This window comes from bacterium (assembly GCA_021372535.1).
Taxonomy (GTDB): domain Bacteria; phylum Latescibacterota; class Latescibacteria; order Latescibacterales; family Latescibacteraceae; genus JAFGMP01.
Window position 1 is genome coordinate 1 of sequence record JAJFUH010000043.1, and the last position, 22,423, is coordinate 22,423.

A 22,423-nucleotide genomic window follows, 5' to 3' on the forward strand; every position below is an offset into this window, starting at 1 on the left:
TGATTCGACGGTTCGCGGAGCAACCAACCGCTCCGGTTCGGACGGTAAACCATTCACCGTGCTCCAGTTGACCCATTCGGGCCGTTACAGCAGGCCCGAGTCGGCTCCTGCACCGGTCTGTGCGGTAAAGAACCCTTATCTTGACACCAGATTTTCAGAGGATGTCCGATACCGAATAATTACTGATGATGAGCTCGAGGAACTCGAAGACCACTTTGCTGACGCGGCCATTCTTGCTGGTGAAATCGGCTTCGATGCGGTCGATATCAAGAGCTGTCACGGATACCTGATTGCCGATCTGCTGTCAGCCCGCGAGAGAGAGGGGAGGTACGGGGGCAGCTTCGAGAACCGGACACGGTTTCTGCTCAATATTATTGACAAGATAACCGCACGGACAAACGGGGAACTGGCTGTTACCGTTAGGCTCGGTGCATATGACGCTGTACCGTTTCCGTACGGCTGGGGAGTCGATGATGAGGATGAGCGCAAGAATGATATATCAGAGCCGGTATCACTCGTAAAACTGCTGGCACACAGAGGTGTGAATCTTATAAACGTAACCGCAGGTAATCCTTACTATAATCCGCATATCGGGAGGCCATACGATACCGGGCCGTATGTTCCACGTGAGCATCCGCTTTATGGAGTTGAGAGGATGCTTGCCATGAGCCGTGAGATTCAAAAAGCTGTTCCCGGAATGGCGGTTATTTCCACCGGTCTGAGCTGGCTGAGGGAATTCGGCGCCCACTGCGCTGCCGGTGGAATTCGCGAAGGCTGGTTTGCTGTGGCGGGCTTCGGAAGACAGGCATTTGCATACCCTTATTTTCCCCGTGATATACTTGCAAGAGGACAAATGGAGCGTAAAAAATGCTGTATAACCTGCGGAAAATGTTCGGAAATCATGCGATACGGCGGCAGAACAGGCTGTGTGATCCGTGACGCTGCAGTTTACTTTCCCATTTACCGTCAGGTGAGCGAGGGTAAATCCTCGCTTTCAGGTTCAGGTAGTGCGGACCACGTGTAAAAAAGAGTCCGGCGAATGAAGATTTGAGATTGATATGGCCACAATTTAGAATAGTAAAGTGAAACGAGGACAATGTGAAAAGCAGAGTAATGGTACTTGAATCGTTTCGGCAGCCGCTCGTTCTCAGGGAGGTCGAAATACCGCCTCTCGATCGCGGAGAGATTCTTGTGAGGCTTCTCGCTTCGGGTGTGTGCGGTTCCGATGTCCACATGTGGAACGGAAAGGATTCGAGGATACCGCTTCCGGTCGTTCTCGGTCATGAAGGTATCGGTACGATTACGGACATGAACGGGGCAAAACTGACTGTGAACGGTTTACCGCTCGTGGCCGGCGACAGGATCATATGGAACCGTGGGCTCACCTGCGGGAAATGCTGGTACTGCGCCGTTCTCAGGGAACCTTCGCTCTGTACCGGACGGCATGTTTATGGCATTACATTTTCATTCAGTGAAAAACCGTACCTTAACGGCTGTTATGCCGATTATATCGTGTTGCGGCCTCAGACGGATATCTTCAAGGTTCCTGATACCGTCGATCCGGCAGCCCTCGTACCGGCCGCATGTTCCGGGGCGACCATGGCGCATGCTTTCGATATGATAAGGGAAAGCCTGCTCGGGCGGACGGTTGTCGTTCAGGGTCCCGGCCCGCTCGGTATTTTTGCGGTTGCGTTTGCCCGCAGTCTCGGAGCGTCGCAGATAATCGTGATCGGCGGTTCCGCTCACCGTCTCAGTCTGTGCGGAGATTTCGGTGCGACCAGCCTCCTGAACCGGGGCGAAACGACTGCCGATGAACGGCGTGCGGTGGTCATGGACAGCACATGGGGAAGGGGAGCGGATTATGTGGTGGAAGCCGCAGGCGCCGCCGGTGTCGCAGAAGAGGGGATAAAACTTCTGCGAAAAGGCGGGACATACCTTACTGCCGGTTATTCGCAGCCTGCGGGGACTGAATCGATCGATTTTTACCGGGATATCGTGCGGAACAATATCAGGATTCAGGGAATCTGGGTGAGCGATACCGGACATGTCCGTCGGGCGCTCGACCTTGTCCTGAGCCGTCCCGATCTGTTTGCACGGCTTGTGACACACCGTTTTGCGCTCGAGCAGGCAAACGAAGCGCTGTCTGTCATGGAAAAGCGTGAAGCAGTCAAGGCGGTTATAGTTCCGTAACCACTGTGTGCGAAAGGGTAAAAGGATTGTTTCGCGAGGCTGAACCATGAAATACGAAACTGTCACGATACACGGGCTGACTGTTCCGGTATATTCACTCAATACCGTCATCGTCGGCTCCGGAGCTGCGGGACTCAACGCCGCAGACCGTCTCTATGCGTTCGGGCAGGACGATATAGCTATTGTAACCGAGTCTTTAACCGGTGGAACATCCCGTAACGCCGGGTCCGACAAACAGACCTACTACAAGCTGACGCTTTCCGGGAACACTCCCGATTCTGTGCGCGGAATGGCGGAGACGCTTTACATCGGCGGCGCGATGCACGGTGATATCGCGCTCGTCGAAGCCGCGATGTCCACCGGATGTTTCTGCCATCTTGTCGACATCGGCGTCCCGTTCCCGTTCAACCGGTATGGCGAGTATGCCGGTTACAAGACCGACCACGATCCCTTGCAGCGGGCGACATCGGCGGGACCTCTGACCTCGCGGTATATGACCGAAAAACTCCGGGAACAGATCGAGCAGAAGGGTATAACTGTTTTTGACGGCTTCATGATTATCGGAATACTGACCGATAGCCAGAGAGAAAAAGCGACTGGTCTGCTCGCGCTCAATCTCAACGAACTCGAAAATCCCAGCAGGAGATATACGCTCTTCAATTGCACGAACATCGTCTATGCAACCGGCGGCCCGGCCGGATTGTTTGGCGCATCGGTCTATCCCGAATGCCAGACCGGAGCGAGCGGTATAGCATTCGAGGCGGGCGTGAAAGGGAAAAACCTCACGGAATGGCAGTTCGGTATTGCTTCGGTCAAATTCCGGTGGAACCTTTCGGGCACTTTCCAGCAGGTTCTGCCGCGGTATGTATCGACTGACTGTGATGGCGGAAACGAGCGTGAGTTTCTCGACGGGTATTTTGACAATCCGGGACGTATGCTCGATGCGGTATTCCTGAAAGGGTACCAGTGGCCGTTCGATGCGAATAAAGTTCGCGGCTTCGGTTCATCGCTCATCGATATCCTCGTATACAACGAGACCGTGATACGCGGGAGACGGGTTTATCTCGACTATACGCGCAATCCCTCATCAGCATCCACAAACGGGGAGCTCGATTTTTCGCTCTCCGGCGAGGAATGCCGCCATTACCTTGAAAAATCAGGCGCGCTTTATGGAATCCCCGTTGAACGTCTCGAACACATGAATCCTCCGGCTGTTGCCCTTTTCAAAGACCATGGAATCGATCTCCGCCGGGATTATCTCGAAATCGCCGTATGCGCCCAGCACAATAACGGCGGCCTGTACGGCGATATCTGGTGGGAGAGCAACCGGAAGCACTTTTTCCCGGTTGGCGAGGTGAACGGGAGCCATGGAGTCTACCGGCCCGGCGGGAGCGCTCTCAATGCCGGACAGGTGGGCAGCACCCGTGCAGCACAGTATATTTCACGGCGTTACAGGGAACAGCCTCCGCCGTTGGATGAGTTTCTATCTGCCTGTATGGCGCAGGTGGAAAAGAAACTGGCGATGGGGGAGCGTTTTGCCGCTAATATCGGGCAGGAAAGCACGGTTGCTGCGCTGAGGTCATCCATTCACGAACGGATGGACAGATGCGGCGGGATTCTGCGGTGTCTCGAAGATATCCGTTCCGCAATAACGGATACGGCACATATGCTCGGAAACCTTGAAAGCTCGACACGGCTTTGGGCTCTCGCTGAATTGCCCGACGCATACCGTAATTATGACCTTCTCCTCGCCGGATATGCATATCTGAGCGCGATTGCCTTTTACATTGAAAGCGGCGGAAAAAGCAGGGGATCGTATCTGGTCTGGGATTCAGATGGTGTTCTGCCGTCAGACAATCTTCCCGATCAGTTTCGTTTTACTGCCGGAAAAGATACACTCTCGGACCGTATCCAGGTTATCACATTGAAAAATGGGGTCTGTGAGTGTGAATGGGAGACTGTGCGGCCGATACCGCATGAAGACATATGGTTCGAGCGCGTATGGAACGATTTCATGAACGATCGGATAATTGAATGAATTCTGGATATAGAGTTGTTATTACATTATTTGGAAAGATGTGAGCACATAACCGGAGGATAGGTGTATGCGAAAAACCGAACGTACGATAAAGATGTATATCCCTGTGATTGTGGCAAGCCTGATCGTGCTCGTTTCATGTTTTTGCTGTTCGAAGAAATCGGAACAGCCAGCGTGGAAATCGGCGAACGATGATATTGTCAGGCAATACGGCATCAGGGAGCGTATCCGTACCGATATTCCCGATACAAAAATCATCCCCAATCTTCAACCGGGCGTTATAGCCTCTCTTAAAAATCTTCCCGAGACAGAGATTGCTTCCGGCGTGAAAGCCCGGATGTACTGGAGCAGAGGGGCGCTTGTAAGCTGGATGACATTTTCCCCGGGAGCGGAAATCCCCCGCGAAAAGCTGACCGGCGAACGCATCATGGTCGTCATGAAAGGTTCAGTCGAACAGCTCATTAACGGCGCCAATGTTACCATGCGCGCTCATGGCAGCGAGCGAATGACACCCATATCGGGATACCGCGAGCTTAACGAGTTTGTATACCTTGAAAAAGGCGCCGAAAACGCGGTCAAAGCCGGCAGTGAAGGCGCCGAAATCCTCGATGTTTCCTGTCCTGTCCGGCCCGATTATCTGAAAAAAGCGGGAGTACGGAAGGTTCCTTCGACAGTTTCCGCAGGTGGTTTTATTGCCGCACCGACAATCGCTCCCGGGAAAGTGTATGACCTGTACAATGTTCAGTTTACCGAGATTGCTCCGAAAGCCAACACCCGTCTTATCGCCGGTAAGGGTGTGCAGTTGAGTTTTCTCAGAATGGATCCCAACACTGCTTTCGCCCGTGAAAACCAGCCCGAAGAGCACCTCATGATCGTGCTCCGCGGGTCGATTGACGAGATTCTCCTCGACAGCGTCGACCAGATGCAGGCGGGTGATGTTGCATACATTCCTTCCGGGATGGTGTATGGCGGCTCAACCGGCCCATACGGCTGTGATGTGCTCGATGTGTTCTGGCCTGTCCGCTCCGATTATACCGAAATCATGGCCCGGAAGCTTGCGGAGTATCATGCCGTTATTCCAGAAGATTCGGAGATTGAGCTTGTGGTAGATGGAGCGAAAAAGGGACCGGGACTCTGTTACTGCGAAGGCCCGTCATGGATAAACGGGAAGCTCTATTTTTCGAGTATGGGATATGACGACAAATGGAATGGCTTTCCCGATAAAAGCGCCACGGTCGAGATGGACCCCGATGGCACATACCGTTACATAGCTACCGGCATGGAAACGAACGGTACCTTCCCGCTCGGCAACGGCAACATGGCGGTCTGCGATATGTTCGGCCACCGTGTGATCGAAATGAGCACGAAGGGTAACGTGGTGCGGACGCTGGCGGACAGGTACAACGGCGTCCGGATCGACGGGCCGAACGACCTCGCTGTCGACGACAAGGGCGGCATTTATTTCACCGATCCGCAGATTCTCCCCAAGCCCTTCATGCAGCCCGGCAGGAGCGTATTTTACCGCAAGCCGGATGGTAAGGTCATCAGGGTCATCGAGCCGGGAACGCTCGAAAAGCCCAACGGCCTCATCCTGAGTCCCGACTGCAGGATCCTCTATGTCAACAGCACACCCGACAACTTTATCATGGCGTATGACATCAATGCGGACGGCAGCCTCTCAAACGGTCGCAAATTCTGTGATCTCTACGTGACCCCTGAGGTGCTTGACGCAAAGAGCGTCAACCCGCAGGTAGACGGCATGACCATGGATGAGCTCGGCAACGTATACATAACATCGATCATCGGCCTTCAGATCATCAAGCCGGACGGCGATATGCTCGGCTATATCCATTTTCCGCTCATGCCGGTCAACTGCTGTTTCGGGGACGAGGACGGAAAGACGCTCTATGTATTATGCAACGACAAGGTATACAGGATTCGCACCAATGTGAGGGGAGCCGCATATACGCTCAAACGGTGATCAATCTCTTCAGGGAGAATATCGAAAAGGCCGGAATGATATATTATCCGGCCTTTCCTGTCAGTATAGGGTTCTTTCCCTTATCCCTCTGTCCCTTTGCCCCTTTGTCCCTTTGCCCCTTCTTCTCAGATATCATCGAGCGGGTATATCGGTCGCGGTATCCGTTTCCATGTAAAGGTCGTGAGATCGGGCGAAGAATATCCGGGCGACGCGCACAGGATATAATTGTACACGGTGGCCGGATACTGAGGACGGAACGCAAATCCGCCCTTGCAGACGGTCATTCGGTATTTTTCCGGGAAGATGCCCATCGCGCGCACGTTTGTCTGGTCGTCGGGGCCTATCCGCTTCGTATTGAGCAGGATGGTGACACCCTTGACCTCGATTCGGGCAGCCGGATGCCATGAATCGCCCTCCTTTGACACACCGCTGACCTTGCCCGTCACATTGACCGGCGGGCCGTACATGGGATCGGATTTACCGCCGACATCGAGAGTCATTGTGGAGCCGACACCGGCATCGAAGGCTTTCTGCGCCGATTCCGGGTCATATATCTGGACAAACGCCGAATCGACTCCCTGTTTCAGTATCTCGCGGAGCAGATGGGTCCCGTCACCCGCGCCGCCAGCGCCGATGTTGTCGCCGCCGTCCGCAATTGCATACGGTTTGTCCGAGGGTTTCCTGGCGAGACGTATCGTTTCCTCCGGCCCGGGCAGATGCACCCAGTACTCTTTGCGATACTTGAACATCAGGTCGCCGAGTTCGTCCGCGAGCTTTTGCGCAAGCTCCCTGTCGCCGTCGGTTGTGACGATGATTCCTGCGCCCTGTGTCGGTATGTCCTGCTGCATGAATCCGTGGCACGGGCAGCAGGTGAGGACTCCGGGTATCATCCGCTGCATTTCGCGGGCGCGGTCATACACATGTTTGATGGGCATTTCGCTCGTGAGAACGTTCAGCGGGGGACCGATCATGAGCGGGATTTTCCTGACCGCTATGACCGGTTTGACCTTTCCGGACAGAGCGCCCATAAGAATCGAGGCAACCTCGTAACCGCACTCGAATGCATCGATATGGGGGTAGGTTCGGAAGACGCTGACTGCATTTGCCGCCTCGGCCATCAGGGGAGTGACCGTACAGTGGAGGTCCATGGTAAAGACAATGGGAATATCGGGGCCGACCTTTTTGCGTATCAGCGCGAGCGTTTCGCCCTCGAGGTCATCATGCCCGATCGTGCACCCGCCGCCGTGAAGATTGAGATAGACGGCATCCACCGGATATTTGTCGAGAGTATCGAGCATACAGCCGGTGACATAATCGAACACCTCTTCGGTCATGATCCGGTGATTACCGTGGGCCTCGATCGAGCCGACAAGTTCGATATCGTACATTTCGAGAACGTCCACAAATCCGTCCATGGAGCCGCCGGGGGTGCCGTGGACCATCCGTCCGCCTTTTTTGAACACGTCATCACCGTATCGGGCGGATTTTTTCACATCGTCGAGCGTTCGTTTCTCGTTGATGAACGTATTGGTCTCATCGCTGAACGTACCCACCATGATCCGCTTTTTGGGGGCCCGGGCATTTTTCCCCGATGTCCCGCATGATGACACGGATGTACCGAGGACGCCCGATGCGGCAAGTGAGCCGATACCTGCCGATTTGATGAAGTGTCTCCTGCTGCCTTTTTTTAACGGTTTCATTCTATCACCCGTTTGAATGTAATGGTTCGCTGTTTCTCGAAAAAATCAAAGAATATGGTATTTTTTGAATGTATCGACGACACCCGCGCCGGAACGGAGTTCCTCGCGGACTTTGCTCTCGCCTATGACCTTTTCCCATGCTTTGGCGATAACCTCGTCGACGATGTCCTGCGGAACGACCACGATGCCGTCCACATCGGCAAAGACAAGGTCACCCGGACAAACCCTGATACCGCCGCATTCGATGGGAATATCGCGTTCTTTTGCATCCATCCGTCCGAGGGAATCATAGGGAGAGAGACCCTTGCAGAAAACGGGGAAATTCAGCTCCGTTATCTCGTTATAGTCGCGTGCGCCGCCGTCGATGACAACGCCGGATACTTTGTGTCCGACCGCCGCATTCGTCAGAAGCCCGCCCCAGAAAGCTGAAAGCAGGGGAGCATTACACTGGGCGACGATGAGCTGGCCCTCCTTTGTATCATCGAGGAGCTCCATCTCCATCTGAAACGGTTTATCGGGTACTTTAGTTACGGTTTCCAGATAAATGGTCACCGCTTCACCCCATGCCTTCATTTTGTTGTCGAGAGGCCGGATTCCCGGATTCATGCACTGCACCCTCACATTCATGGCATCCATGACATCCTGAAGAACAGGGCTGAAGAATCTGTCGAGCTTGTCCTTGTACTTGAGGTATCGTGATGGTTGCCCCGCAGATTTTTTTACTGTCCCCGTCTTTTTTTCCTCGCACCCGCCCGTCAGAGTGGTGAACAGGGAACCTCCCATGGTCGCTCCGACCAGCGACGCGCCGCTGACCAGTAATTTTCGCCTCTTTCGATTGAATTGTCCGTTTTTCATAAAATATTTCCCTTCTCACCGATAAATGAAGGTGAAACGTTTGAAAATTATATAGTACGTTGTGTCCGGAAGCATCGATAACAACAAGATGTCCGGAAAAAGGTGCAATGCCGGTATGATAACCTTACTATACAACATCCGGCAGAAGCGCTTATAATGTCCATCCCTCGCGGTAATGTGTCTGGACGTAATCATTCGCTTCCGGGAAATTGGTCACACGCATGTTTTCCCCGTCCCATTCGAGCTTCTTCTGGGGATAACGCATGGCAAGATTACCCATGACAACCATCTCTGTCAACGGCCCCGAATAATCGAAATTGGAGCATGCCGGTTCTCCGCCCTTGCAGGCACGCGCCCAATCCTGTTCGTGAGAGCCGACAATTCTCGGGATTGTCTGAGGAGGCTGCTTATAGGAATCCATCACGGTTTTGGGAATCAGCCGCGGTTTATCGCCATATTCGTTGCACATCAATTTACCCTTGTCGCCGATGAAGATCACACCGCTGCTGCCGTTTCCCATCGACTGGTCGGGCTCAAGCTCGGCCGGACGTTCGGGTAAAAGCCCGCCGTCGTACCAGGTGACTTTAAGCGGCGGCATATCTCCGCGGGCAGGGAAATTATAGCGGACGATGGAAGCCTGGGGGAACGTTTCCTTGTTGTCGACTTTCACCCACATCTTTTCGGGGCTTACAAAGGTCGAGATACTCGCTTCGACGCTTGTCGGGTATTTGAGTTTGAGCGCTGTGAATACGGGATCGAGGACATGGCAGGCCATATCGCCGAGCGCTCCCGAGCCGTAATCCCACCATGCACGCCATGAGAACGGCAGATAGATCGGATTGTAGGGCCTCATGGGTGCCGGTCCGAGCCAGAGGTCCCAGTCGAGCGTGGATGGTACCGGCGGCGTGTCTTTGGGACGGTCTATGCCCTGAGGCCAGACAGGACGGTTGGTCCATGCATCGACTGCACGAACCGTGCCGATTGCCCCGTTCCATATCCATTCGCAGATGAGACGAACACCTTCGCCTGAATGGCCCTGGTTACCCATCTGGGTGGCGACTTTATATTTACGGGCGGCTTCAGTGAGCGCACGGGCTTCCGAAACGAGTCTTGTCAGGGGTTTCTGGCAGTACACGTGCTTTCCCATTTTTATCGCCATCATGGCGATCACCGCATGGGTGTGGTCAGGTGTCGCGATGACGACACCATCGATATCTTTCTGCTTTTCGAGCATGACCCGGTAATCGCGGTATGTCTTTGCATTGGGATAGAGCTTGTAGACTTCCGCAGCATAGTTATCGTCCACATCGCAGAGGGCGACGATGTTTTCGTCAGCAAGATTCTTGATGTTACTTTTTCCGACACCGCCGATTCCGATTCCGGCTACGTTGAGCTTGTCGCTGGGCGATTTGACGCCGTTTCCGAGCACATGACGCGGTACAATAGTGAAGGCTGCCGCCGCTGCAGCCGTTCCTTTGATGAAATGACGCCGGGTGAGCGATGTACGTTTGGAAGGGTTGTCCTTGGCGCTGTTTTTCATGGGAGTTTATCCTTTCTCAGATAATGGGTTACACTCCGTGTGGTAATTGCTATCTATACCGATGATTCCGAATATTACTGTTTGGGATATTATAAGGATCATGTCTGAGCAATTAATGAGTCCATATATTTTCGTTCCGCATCATGAAACAGACAGTACTATTATATGCAAAAACCGTTAAGGTATCATTATATATTTCATTGGTATCTGAAATATCACGGTAATAATCTCGAAAGCAAAGCGAAACATTGAATACATTACTTTAAAAGACATGCATAACACTCGGTTAGACATATAATAGCAACATTATTATTATCCACAATAAATAAACCATAAAAAAAGGAAACATGATAAGGCATGTGTAAAAAAGAGCTTGTATTAACGGTTTTTTTATTTGAAATTGTGTAGTGCGGAATAGTAAAAAATCTAGTATCCGACATATATCCGGGATAAAAATCTCAATTAATGAACGTAGTTCACATTTTTAATGGTGAGGAGAGAACGATACCATGAAAAGAATCACCTTCTGTTTATTGATGTGTATAATCATCGTCCTGTTCATTTCATACAGCATTGCAGCCGATCCCCTCATTAAAAAATTCTCCCGTCCGGGAGCGGCTCCGACATTGTATTATTCCGGCATTATGGTGGGAAAGACATATTTCGTTGCCGGGACCGGCGACGGTAATCCCGAAAGCCCCGATGAAACATATTACGCCAAAACACAGCGGTGCATGAAGAGCATACAGAATTCTCTCAAAATGGCGGGTCTCGACCTTGAAAATGTCGTCCAGGCCTGGGTGATGCTCGAGGACCCCGATCAGGCGGGTGAAATGACAAAGGCGTGGAAAGAGACGTTCCCGTCGAATTCACCGGCGCGGACGACTATCAGCGTCGCCAATATCCCCGGTCCGTCGCAGATTGAAATAACCGCCATAGCATATAGCGACCTGTCCGAACGTAAGATAGTCGGGCCGAAAGACCTTACCTACAGTCTCGGTGTTCTTGCGGGGAATACCCTCTATGTTTCGGGAAGGGGAAGCGCCATTCCCGGCGGCGGTCAGCCCGAAACATTCGAGGATCAGGCCCGTCAGGCCATGAAGAACATGGAAGCGGCGCTCAAAGAAGCCGGACTCGGTTTCGGTCATGTTGTCTGGAGCAACATATATCTTGACAATTATGAGAATTACGGCGTTTTCAACAAGGTCTACAGCGAATTTTTCGAGTTTGGTAACGAGCCCGCGCGTGTCACCGTATTCGTGGAAGGAATTCCCGGCGGGAATCATGTCGAGGTTACCTGTATAGCGACCACCGATCTTTCGACCCGCAAAGTGGTTCGTCCCCCGAGCATGAAGTACGGTCCGGGCGAAACAGCCCCGACAGCGAGTCCCGGAATGTGGTCGGGAAACATACTCTATCTATCAGCCCAGACCGGATATGTACCATCCGAGGGTATCGGGACGGTCGATATTGAAAAGCAGTTCAGGCAGCTTATGCAGAACCACCTCGATGTTCTGAAGGAAGCCGGGCTCGGATTCGAAGATATTGTATCGGCGAATGTATATCTGCGGAACATCAACGATTACGGTCCGATGAACGATATGTACAAGGAGTATTTCACAGCGAACGGACCGGGAGTGAGAACCTGTTTTCAGCCCAATCACGGGTTCGAGAAGAATGATGTGAGGCTGAAAGCATCCTTTATCATGGCAGGTGAACGGAAGAAGTGAATCCGGTTATCGGCTGTATTATGATAACATGAAGTATTCATGCACACGAAGTCATACCATGACCGTTTCCTTATATATCGCGTCGGGAAACCTTTTTCTGAGGAGCGTCGACAATGCGTAAAGGTCTTTTTTACGGGGTAATTGTTACTGCGGCAATCCTGCTTTACGCCGGATGTACTTCTTCGAAGATTGAAAGCCCTGTCCCTGAGATCACCTCGGATGTGAAAACATCTGCCCAGCTCAGGACTTTGTTCGCGGAACCTCCCGCTCAATACCGCACCGTACCGTTCTGGGTATGGAACGACGATATCACGGAGCAGGAAATCGATGAGCAGCTTGCCGATTTCAAAGCTGAAAATGTCGGAGGCTTGTTCATTCATCCCCGTCCCGGGCTCATAACGCCCTATCTCTCGGACAGGTGGTTTACCCTGTGCAGATATGCGGTTGATAAAGCGAAAACGCTCGGTATCGAGGTATGGCTGTATGACGAGAATTCATATCCGAGCGGGTTCGCCGGCGGTAATGTACCCGCGCAGATGCCCGAATCATACGAGAAAGGCCAGGGGCTCGTTCTTCGCCGCGCGACAGAGCTCCCCGGAAAAGCGGCGCAGAAACCCTATCTCGTTCTAAAAAAAGAAGATTCCGGCTTTGTCGATATAACCGGCCGTCTCGATCAGGAACGGAACAGGAAGGGCGATTACTATGTGTTCGATCTGGCATATTACGGTAAATCCCCATGGTATGGCGGATACTCGTATGTCGATCTTCTCCTCGATGGTGTTACAGAGAAGTTCATTGAAGTGACAATGAGCGGGTATGAAAAGAGCATAGGAAGCGAGTTCGGGAAAACGGTTCCGGGCATTTTTACCGATGAGCCGAATATCGCTCCGCCTGCCGCCAACTGCCTGCGCTGGACACCCTCGCTGTTCGATAAATTCAGCGAGCGTTGGGGGTACGATCTCAAAGCAACGCTGCCGTCGCTCTTCGAAGAGACTGGCGACTGGAAACGGGTTCGCCATGACTATTATGGGCTGCTTCTCGAACAGTTTATCGAGCGATGGAGCAAACCGTGGCACGACTACTGTCAGAAAAACAATATGTTCTGGACGGGGCATTACTGGGAACACGGGTGGCCGAGTCCCCATCACGGCGGCGATAACATGGCGATGTATGCATGGCACGATGTTCCGTCCATCGACATTCTCATGAACGAATACAGCGAAGATGTGAACGCCCAGTTCGGGAATGCCCGTGCGGTAAAGGAGCTGATCAGTGCCGCCAACCAGATGGGGCGCACGAGAACCCTCAGCGAAACATACGGCGCCGGGGGATGGGACCTGCGCTTCGAGGACATGAAAAGGATAGGGGACTGGGAGTATGTTCTCGGGGTGAATACACTCAATCAACATCTTTCCTATGTCACCATCATGGGCGCACGGAAGCGCGATCATCCGCAGTCGTTTTCATACCACGAACCCTGGTGGAAATTATACAGAGAGCAGGTCGATTATTTCGGGCGTTTGTCGCTTGCCCTCTCTTCCGGCGCGCAGATCAACCATATACTCGTTATCGAACCGACCACAACGGCCTGGATGTATTATGGTATCGGGGAGAAAAACGAACAGTGCGGCGTTATCGGTAAATCGTTCCAGGAATTCGTACAGCAGTTGGAGCGTTATCAGGTTGAATATGACATCGGGTGCGAAAACATCATCAAGGATCACGGGTCGGCTGATAACGGTAAATTTATCGTTGGTAAGCGTTCATATGATCTCGTTGTGTTTCCTCCCGGCATGGAAAATCTCGACCTCCCGACAGCACGGCTGATCGAGAATTATCTTAAGACCGGAGGGAAAATTCTGTCGTTTGTCGATGCGCCGAAGTTCGTGGACGGCACAGCATCGGAAACAATCCCGTCGCTTGCTTCACAGTATCCGGGGCAGTGGACCAGAGCCGGTTCCGTTTCAGAGCAGAATGCCCGTACGGTTCTCGCTGAAAAAGATTTTACAATAATACAGCCCGAGAATATTTCCGGTAAACTGTTTCATCACCGCCGCCGTTTCGAGGACGGGGAATTGATTTTCCTTGTCAACACCAGCCTGACCGAAAGCTCCACTGGGGCGCTGAAAACGCAAGGCCGCGCAGTACTTGAGTTCGACCCGATAAGCGGAGAGATAACATCATACCCTGCAAAGAGTTCCGGTAAAGATTTAACGGTTGCCTTTAATCTTCCTCCGGCGGGAAGCCTCCTCCTGTTCGCGGGCCGTTCCGCTGAAAAGGGCCTGAAAGTAAAGACGGCCTGTTTGAAGGAGACGCCGGTCCCGTTATCGGGAGAACTCACCGTCAAGATGACAGCTCCCAATGCGCTGACGCTTGACTACTGTGATCTGAAACTGGGCGGCAGAGAGCAGAAGGACATGTACTTTTTCACTGCCGCTCAGGCGATATTCAAACAGTTCGGGCTTTCAGGCGATCCATGGCACAGGGCTGTCCAGTATAAAACCAATATTCTTGATAAGAATGTATTTCCGCCGAAATCCGGTTTCGAGGCGCGATTCCCGTTCAGCGTTGATAATGGTGTCGATACGGCATCGCTTCAGGCTGTAGTCGAACGGCCGAACCTGTGGAAGGTCAGCATAAACGGGAAAGCTGTCGAACCACGTCCGGGTGAATGGCGGCTCGACCGGTCATTCGGAGTGTACGACATCGGAGAGCATGTCAGACCGGGGATGAACAATCTTACGCTCACTGCTTCACCGATGACCATTCATTCCGAACTGGAGCCGGTGTATATCTATGGGAACTTCGGATTGAAAGCCGTTGAGAAAGGCTCGATGATCGTATCACCTTTGCCGCTTACGGTGGGGTCATGGAAAGACCAGGCGCTGCCGTTCTATTCAGACGGGGTATCGTATACCGGAACATATACACTTTCCGCGGGCAAACAGAGGTATCTCGTCCGCCTCGGGAAGTGGCTCGGCTGTGTCGCTGAGATACAGGTAAACGGGAAACCGGCAGGAATAATAGGCTGGCCGCCCTATGAAGCGGATATCACCGGCATGGTGCAGGACGGCACCAATGAGATTACGGTCGTTGTATACGGGACGCTGAAAAATCTCCTCGGGCCGCATCATAACAATCCCCCTCACGGGAGGGCATGGCCTGCCATGTTCGAGTCCGCGCCTGAACATCAGCCTTCGGGGGTGGAATATGACAGCATTGGATACGGCCTTTTTGAGAATTTCTCCGTTATCGTGTGCGAGTGAACGGTAAAGCCTGTGAAACTAAAGAGCATTTTTAAGTCGCGTTCTGATGGGAAACATATACGCTTTATCAGGCGCGGTTTACAGTTTGTACCAGTCGGTGAGGCTGAACTTGTTCAACAGGACAGGGTTACGAATATTATCCGGCTCTTTTTACCAGAAAAGCCGTTCGTTCGGGTCTTTCAGACGCGCCCAGTTGAGTCCGATCGGGTGACGTTTGATCTCGGAGAGATTTTTCAGAGGGATAATCTCTCCGTTGCGTATCCAGTAGATATCTATTTTGCCGGGATCGCATTCGCCGAAACCGCGTTCTTTTGCAACTCTGGTATACCAGAGCTCCCGGGGATCGTGACCCATGTAATAGCTCGCGACCGCATCGATCTCGAAGGGCGAAAGGCCGACAAAAATTATGTTGCATAACTGGTCGTCACCGATCCTGTCCCTGTTGAGTTCCTCGCCGTCCAGGCCGATGATTCCTTCGACGATGCTGATCGTGGGTTTGAGCGTTTCGGCATTGTCGAGCCCGCGCTGAATCCACATTTCATGCTGCATGAGCGAGTCTATGCCGTTCATGAAGTCTTTCAGCGCATCCGGGTCTTTTTTAACTTTTTTGTAGGCATCCCATCCGCCTTTGTCCTCGTACCGCTTGTAACTGCCCGTCGGGTCCCATCGTTTGAAACCCGCTGCACGGTGCTTGAGAAACGATGCTTCGATCCGCTGCTGGAAATCACTGTAGAAATCCCGCTTATAGGGTATTCCCGCGCGCTCGGCGTCATGTTCGAATGCATCCCAGGAAGTGCAGAGCTGACCGTACCCGACGGGGACGCATCCCTGGAGGTTCTTAACCGTGAGTGTTGTCAGTGCGGTAAAATGACATTTGAGCGCAGAAACGTTGATGAAAAAATTGTCCTCATCGGCGATAGGTCGGAAATAGGGAATCTGTTTCCAGATGAGGGAATTTTGTGTTTTCTTCCAGTTGAGCTCATGCTTTTTGAAATGTGAAAACCGCTCGTAACCCGCCTCGATCATGGGTAAATTATGCGCATCGAATGCATCGTAAACGCCGCCGAGCCGGTGTATTCTCGCTGCCGTAGGGCCCTCGCCGCATACGATGTTCGTGTTCCCGAGGTCACGCAGATGCTCGGCCATGCCGCCGATAAAATCGGGCGATGAATATACTCCGGTTGTCCTGTTGTAACAATAATCGTAGACAAACGTAAAATTCGGCTTGATGAATGTCGAACCGCCTTTCGCCGTGCCTTTCACGAAGATATCCGCTGCGACACTCCGTCCCGCAGATTCGAGCTGAGGAACCGCTTCGGTAAAATGGCCGCTTTCGTCCTTACGGGCATCGACATGGGTTTCGATGATGAAAACTGCCCGGGGATTGGAGAGGATTTCAGGCCTGATTGCAGGAGCGATGTTCTTTTCTTTGCCATTATCGAGCATATAGAGCGCCTCTTCGACACCCATTCCTCCGCTTGTCGGGAAAGCGCCCGCATCGTTCGGCTTAAACATCTCGCACATGGAGAGAGCTGTGATGGTCCCGGCGCCGGTCGCTGCCGTTTTAATAAAATTTCTTCGTTTCATGGTACATAGTCCTTCTGATTACGGTTATCTTAATGTATGTCTTCGTGTTTTCGTTTCTTCTGTTACACGCCTCTGCCAAAGCAGGCGTTGCATTTATAAAAAATAATACGGTTAATTCGAATAGTTCATAAGCGCAGCGATAAATGTAAATATAATGTAAATTTTATGGTTTATGAGGTATATAAATAAATTCATCCGTTAAAAACGCATTCTATTCAATCGTGTGAATAGAACGTACCAGGAAGATAACACTCGACTCTATAAATATCCGAAGGTCTTTCGAACCATAAAAGCGAAAAGCCTCCATTCCCATGCGAAACCGAACCAGCGCTTCGACCAGCGTATTCGCGCCGAAAGAGTAAGCGGCATGGATAATAACCTGACGAGACGAACCCTGAAACCGTTCCCGTGACGGTCTCCATACCGTGCAAGGTAGTACCTGAACCGGACAATATAAAAACTTATCTGCATCCACTGTTTCATTCTTCTGTCAAGCCAGGGATTATCGGGCTCGTACTGAAAGTTCCAGCTTCCCCATGCATCGAGTGTTTCCGGTGTTTTAAGGCCCATTTCCCGTGATTTGCAGAACAGCTCCGTTCCCGGATAGGCATTAAAGGGGAATACGCCGTTGACCGTTATGAGCGGGTGTGTTTTCCGCAGCCGTTCTATAGTATCGAGCGTCTGCCCGAACTGTTCGAATGTTTCGCCCGGAAAACCGCTCATAAAGCTCAGGATTGGGCGAATTCCTGCTTCTGCAACCCTTCGTGCGCCCTCGATAATGTCATTGACGGTTATGTCCTTGCGGATGAGGGATAGTGTTGTCTCCGAACCGGATTCGGCGCCGAAAAACAATTGGAATACACCGGCCTTTTTCATTATGGCCAGAGATTCCGGCGAGAATTTACGGATGATGTCGAGCCTGCAGGAAGCAACGATTCCGAACCGGAGCCCCCGTTCGAGGATATCCCCGAACAGCGTCTCGATTCGCCGTGTATCGATGAAAAACTCGTCGTCCGCCATGGCGAAATTTTTGACAGCATGGCGTTTCTGAAGATATGCCAGCTCTTCCGCGACTTTTACTGGGTTTTTGGCCCGCCATCTCCTTCCCGAAAAGACCGTGTTATAACAGAAACCGCAGCGGAAGGGGCATCCTCGCGAGGACTGGTAATCGAACTGGAATTCTATCCCGCTGTAATCATGGATATCCACAAGATCGTAAGCCGGCAGCGGAAGATCGTTCATGTCGAGCAGTTCCCTCTCCGGTCCGGCAGTAATTCCTCCGTTGCCGTCCTTAACGCAGGTGCCGGGAATTCCCTCGATTGGTACGCCCGAAAAAACCGCATCGACAACATCTTTGAAGGTATCCTCGCCTTCGCCCGAAACTACCACATCGACAAACTCATGCCGGATAGTCTGTTCGTACATGAGGGTGGGATGGACGCCGCCCCAGACGATTATCGCTTTCGGATTGACACGCCGCACCATCGCAGCCGCCTGCAGCCCGTAATACACCTGTTGCCCGGTCATGGCGGTGATGCCGACTATCCGTGCTCGCTCGAACATGGATGGGTCGGGTTTGTGTATGTGCATGTCGAGAATCCGGATGCAATCCCCATACCGTTCGTCACGGCGCAGCCATGCGGCAAGGGACATGAGAGCAAGAGGCAGGTGGAGAAGCGCTCCGCCGAGTTGCATACGGTGCGGTCCCGGCTGAACAAGGACTATTTCATGTGGAGTCGGTGCTGACATTGTCTATGGCTTCTCCGCCAGGATAAGGATTCCCGCACCGCGGGAGGGTTTGCTGTCTTTCCCGAAATACGAGACGAGAAGAAGCAGCGGAAATACAAGCGCATACAAATATTTATGTTTCATCCCGGCGCCGGTGATCAGGTACGAGATATTATTGGTGATCGTTTCGAGCCAGCCGTATGTGTAGTGGTGCTCCGAGATGGTAAAACCCGCATTTCTGACTTTCTCCGTAATATTTTCCATTAAATAGCCCGGCCTGACATGCCCTTCAACATCGAAATTCTGCTTCCACCGGAAAAAAAACCACCGTCGGTGATATGCAGGTACATGAAGGATCAGATTCCCGCCGGACGTTAAAGCGGAATGGTAAAAACGGAGTATGCTGTCATCGTCATCGATGTGTTCGAGGACATCGAGGCTGAGAACAAGGTCATAATGTTCGTTGTTCGACGGTCTGGTCATATCCATATATTCGAACCGGCAGTTGGTCAATCCCGCCGACAGGGCGATCCGTCCGTTTCTTTCAAGCTTTCCCCGGTCCGTATCCACTCCCGTAACCATACTGCCGGGGAGACGGCGGGCGATCTCGAAGGTAAATACTCCCTGTCCGCAGCCTGAATCAAGGATGTTTTTATATTGTGAAGAGATGAGCGGCAGCACTCTCCGCGCTCTGATTCTCAGGCCGTTTATGGGTATTCCGAATATCTTTATATAGAGTCGTTCAGGCCACGACAGTGATGTGTCAAATTCGAGTTCTCTGCCTATCATGAATGGTAATCCGTTTTCAGTAAGTGATACAATAATAATTTACACTGCCATCTGTATGTGTCATTTAACTGTCAGCAGCTCTCCGAGCGCCCGCGCCATCCATGCATTGCACCACCTCATGAGCGAGTAGTTCCATGTCATGAACCGTCCCTTACGGTAGGCATAATCATGGGTTTCGGGACGGTACAGCGTGTTCCGCGCCCATTCGGCGATTGTTGTAGCTTGTTCCCTGTATGCTTCGACATGACGGCTTGCCTTCGTAAAGGTGATGATTCCCTGTGCAGCGCCGTGAATATCATGGGGATACCGTTTATCGTTCATCCACCGCGGTGCACCGTTCTTATCGAACAGGTGCTCCCGGTAGAACGCGAGCCCGTGCCGGTAAATATTCATGAAACGGTCATCGCCCGATTCTTCGTAATAATCGAGGAGCGCATCGAGAATTCCCCCCGTATGGTAATTGTCATGGGTAATCGGCGATTTCTCCTTTGGATGAGTATAATACCACGCATAATAATCTGTCCGACGGTTGACCGTGTAGGATAGCAATTTTTGCGCCGTGCTCCGGAGGGATTCATCGCCCGTTTCTTTCCAGAGCTTGATGAGGAAAGCTCCGGCGAGAGCGTTGTTGTTGAGTACAACCGCGTCAACCTTTCGAACTACATATGCAACCGCCCGCTCGTCCTCGTTTTCATGGAGTACCGGAAGATCGTCGAGGATAAAACGAGCGACCGACCGGGCACATTCCAGGTATTCCTCTCTGCGGGATGTCCTGTAAGCGTGAATGAGGGCCTCGCCGGCAAAGACGGTGACCACGAGATTCGGTTCATACATATCCTGAAGGAAAATGGTATTCTGCCAGATGAAATTGTACCCCCAGCAGAGGTTGTTGCGGCCGGGGCTCGGGTTGTCGAGGAGCCAGCGGATCAGGGTTTCGGCCTCGTCGAGTAATTGACGGTCTCCTGTTTTTTCATGGAGAAACAGGTATGCGCGGGCGAACAGGGCGATACCCTTGGGATTCCGTGACTGCCGGACTCCGATATGGGGCCTGATATTGAAAGGACATGCCTTTACTGCCTGCGTGTATGCAAGCCGCAGCCACCTGTTATTGAGTGAAAGAATCCTGAGCAGCGGGCTGTTAAGCGCGTCGAATTTACTGTAACCGGCATAATCACGGTCTTGCGCTGCCCTGAGAACGGCTCTCAGATGTTCCTCGTACTGTGTTTCCTGCCCGCTCAATCGTAATTTTCCTTTGGATTATTACCCCGGTTTATCTGAAAATGCATCGACGGTTTCCGGTGCTGAATTCCCGGTCTGGTGTCTGGAGTCCCAGTAACGCCGTCATTCCCGAATCATTAATCGGGAATCCATATGCAGCATGCATACATTTTTCATTTTTCGTTGTGACTATCCATGGTCATGAAGGTTATTCGTGACAATTACCCCGGTTTATTCGTGAAAATATTTCACCACAAAGGCACAAAGGTACAAAGAGACATGATGATTATTATACATGACGAAATAATTGTTCGCGCATATTTTATTGATAGCACATATTTTTATTGTAGGGGCAATCCCCCGTGGTTGCCCACTGTAAGGCTGACATAAAAAATATATATAAAACAAATCCGTAAAAATCCGCGTTCCATTTCAATCAGGATTAATCAATGAAACGGCGAAACCACAACTCGAGATTCAATGCCCGCCATATCGCTCTTCCTGCATTGACAGTACCCGCTGCGTTTACATCGATAAGGCTCATGAGCTTCGGAACAGCATACAGTCCGCGTTTCCGTGTTGTAGAAGAGCCTATCACCTCACGGATATAGGGAAGCATCTCGTTACGGTACCAGTGGGCTTCCGGTGTCGAGAATCCGACTTTATCGCTCCTCGTGCGGATGGATTCCGGCACAAGCCCTTTGAGCGCCTCTCTCATGACATATTTGGTTCTGCCGCTCCGGATTTTCTGATCGGAAGGCAGGGAAAATAAAAACGATACCAGCCGGTGGTCGAGAAACGGGAGCCGCGCCTCGACGGAAAAGGCCATCGAATTTCTGTCCTCGTAACGCAGCAGAGCAGGGAGGCTCGATCTGGTGAACAGCTCATACAGCCGTCCGTTGAGCCGGTCGGAAAATTCAGGTGTCTGTGGTGATTCGATTGTCCGGGCTATGTTGACGATATCTCCGTTTACCCAGGAAACATTCCTTCCGCGATCATAACGGTTTGCCATGCGGATCATTGCCCGGTGACTCAGAAAACCGGCGCCTGCAGCGGACAGTGACCGCACCAGAGGTGCGCCTGTCAGGGAGCGGTACGCGGCAAACTCGCGCCAAGCCTGTAGCGGTTTCATGTTTCTCATGAGTCCCGCGAAAAAGACGGGGAACAGGTAATGATAACCCGCAAGCTCCTCGTCGGCGCCCTGGCCATCGAGAGTGACCGTTGTACCGTGTTTACGGGCGAGCCGGAATACGCTGTACTGTGCATACTGGCTTGTCGAGCCGAAGGGTTCGTCCTGACAGTGGATGAGGTCGTTGATATCATCCGCAAGCTGCGAGGGCGAGGGGCGGACACGGTGGCTCTCGACATCGATAAACCGTGTTATTTCATCGATGTAAACCGTTTCGTCCTCGCTGAATGACGGACCATACACTGCCGAATACGTTTTCTGGTTGCCCTTTTCGAGCCATGGCCTGGCGACACATACTACCGCCGAACTGTCGAGCCCTCCCGACAGGCAGGTTCCCACGGGAACATCGCTTCTGAGCCTCAGTTTCACCGATGATGTGAAAAGTTCGATAAACCGTTCCTGATATTCCTGATCCCGCCCGGAGAGCGTTTCGAGGGTTTCGGAGAGGTTCCACCATCGCCGGGGTTCCGGAAGCGTTGTTGATTCGAACGGAATACTTAAAAAACAGCCCGGTTCGAGACGACGGATGTCTTTAAAAAATGTCCACTCGAAACAATCAGTCCGTGAATGAACAAGATAGTCCGCTATCGCCCTCTCGTCGGGATCGCGGGA

14 protein-coding genes are annotated in these 22,423 nt (G+C 52.2%); 6 read left to right on the top strand and 8 right to left on the bottom strand.

The features are described from left to right. From LLG96_04530 to LLG96_04545, 4 genes are all read left to right on the top strand, one after another. On the top strand, positions 1 to 1,024 hold a 1,024-nt coding region (locus LLG96_04530), incomplete at its 5' end, for a flavin oxidoreductase/NADH oxidase (protein MCE5249469.1). Positions 1,025 to 1,098: 74 nt separating this feature from the next. After that, positions 1,099 to 2,190, top strand: coding sequence for a zinc-binding dehydrogenase (locus tag LLG96_04535; protein MCE5249470.1), 1,092 nt, complete (start codon positions 1,099 to 1,101; stop codon positions 2,188 to 2,190). Between the two features lie 46 nt (positions 2,191 to 2,236). Beyond that, positions 2,237 to 4,228: an FAD-binding protein gene (locus tag LLG96_04540; protein MCE5249471.1), complete on the top strand. Its 1,992-nt coding sequence runs from the start codon at positions 2,237 to 2,239 to the stop codon at positions 4,226 to 4,228. Positions 4,229 to 4,295: 67 nt separating this feature from the next. After that, a complete protein-coding gene (locus tag LLG96_04545; protein MCE5249472.1) occupies positions 4,296 to 6,209 on the top strand; it encodes an SMP-30/gluconolactonase/LRE family protein in 1,914 nt (637 codons plus the stop codon). Positions 6,210 to 6,334: 125 nt separating this feature from the next. On the opposite strand, the gene LLG96_04550 is transcribed toward LLG96_04545, so the two are convergent. The 3 genes from LLG96_04550 to LLG96_04560 all read right to left on the bottom strand — a co-directional run bounded on the left by LLG96_04550 (position 6,335) and on the right by LLG96_04560 (position 10,304). Then, positions 6,335 to 7,909 (bottom strand): M81 family metallopeptidase, encoded by a 1,575-nt coding sequence (locus tag LLG96_04550; GenBank protein MCE5249473.1) that lies wholly within the window; start codon positions 7,907 to 7,909, stop codon positions 6,335 to 6,337. A gap of 45 nt (positions 7,910 to 7,954) precedes the next feature. Continuing rightward, entirely contained in the window at positions 7,955 to 8,764 is an 810-nt protein-coding gene (locus LLG96_04555) for an RraA family protein (protein MCE5249474.1), read from the bottom strand. Positions 8,765 to 8,915: 151 nt separating this feature from the next. Further along, positions 8,916 to 10,304, bottom strand: a complete 1,389-nt coding sequence (locus tag LLG96_04560; GenBank protein MCE5249475.1) for a Gfo/Idh/MocA family oxidoreductase — start codon at positions 10,302 to 10,304, stop codon at positions 8,916 to 8,918. 509 nt (positions 10,305 to 10,813) lie between these two features. On the opposite strand from LLG96_04560, the gene LLG96_04565 reads away from it, so the two are divergent. Further along, positions 10,814 to 12,034, top strand: coding sequence for a RidA family protein (locus tag LLG96_04565; GenBank protein MCE5249476.1), 1,221 nt, complete (start codon positions 10,814 to 10,816; stop codon positions 12,032 to 12,034). Between the two features lie 113 nt (positions 12,035 to 12,147). Next, positions 12,148 to 15,300, top strand: a complete 3,153-nt coding sequence (locus LLG96_04570; protein MCE5249477.1) for a hypothetical protein — start codon at positions 12,148 to 12,150, stop codon at positions 15,298 to 15,300. A gap of 150 nt (positions 15,301 to 15,450) precedes the next feature. Here LLG96_04570 and LLG96_04575 read toward each other — a convergent pair whose 3' ends face one another. From LLG96_04575 to LLG96_04595, 5 genes are all read right to left on the bottom strand, one after another. Beyond that, the gene (locus LLG96_04575) at positions 15,451 to 16,887 is read right to left on the bottom strand and encodes a DUF362 domain-containing protein (protein MCE5249478.1); all 1,437 of its coding nucleotides are present in this window, start codon (positions 16,885 to 16,887) and stop codon (positions 15,451 to 15,453) included. A 258-nt stretch (positions 16,888 to 17,145) separates the two neighbouring features. Beyond that, positions 17,146 to 18,636, bottom strand: coding sequence for a B12-binding domain-containing radical SAM protein (locus LLG96_04580; GenBank protein ID MCE5249479.1), 1,491 nt, complete (start codon positions 18,634 to 18,636; stop codon positions 17,146 to 17,148). A gap of 3 nt (positions 18,637 to 18,639) precedes the next feature. Beyond that, entirely contained in the window at positions 18,640 to 19,404 is a 765-nt protein-coding gene (locus LLG96_04585; protein MCE5249480.1) for a class I SAM-dependent methyltransferase, read from the bottom strand. Positions 19,405 to 19,464: 60 nt separating this feature from the next. Beyond that, positions 19,465 to 20,643 carry a hypothetical protein gene (locus LLG96_04590; GenBank protein ID MCE5249481.1) on the bottom strand — a complete coding sequence of 393 codons (1,179 nt, stop codon included), beginning with the start codon at positions 20,641 to 20,643 and terminating at the stop codon, positions 19,465 to 19,467. A gap of 421 nt (positions 20,644 to 21,064) precedes the next feature. Beyond that, positions 21,065 to 22,423, bottom strand: a 1,359-nt coding sequence (locus LLG96_04595; protein ID MCE5249482.1) for an asparagine synthase C-terminal domain-containing protein, incomplete at its 5' end; no start/stop codon positions are given.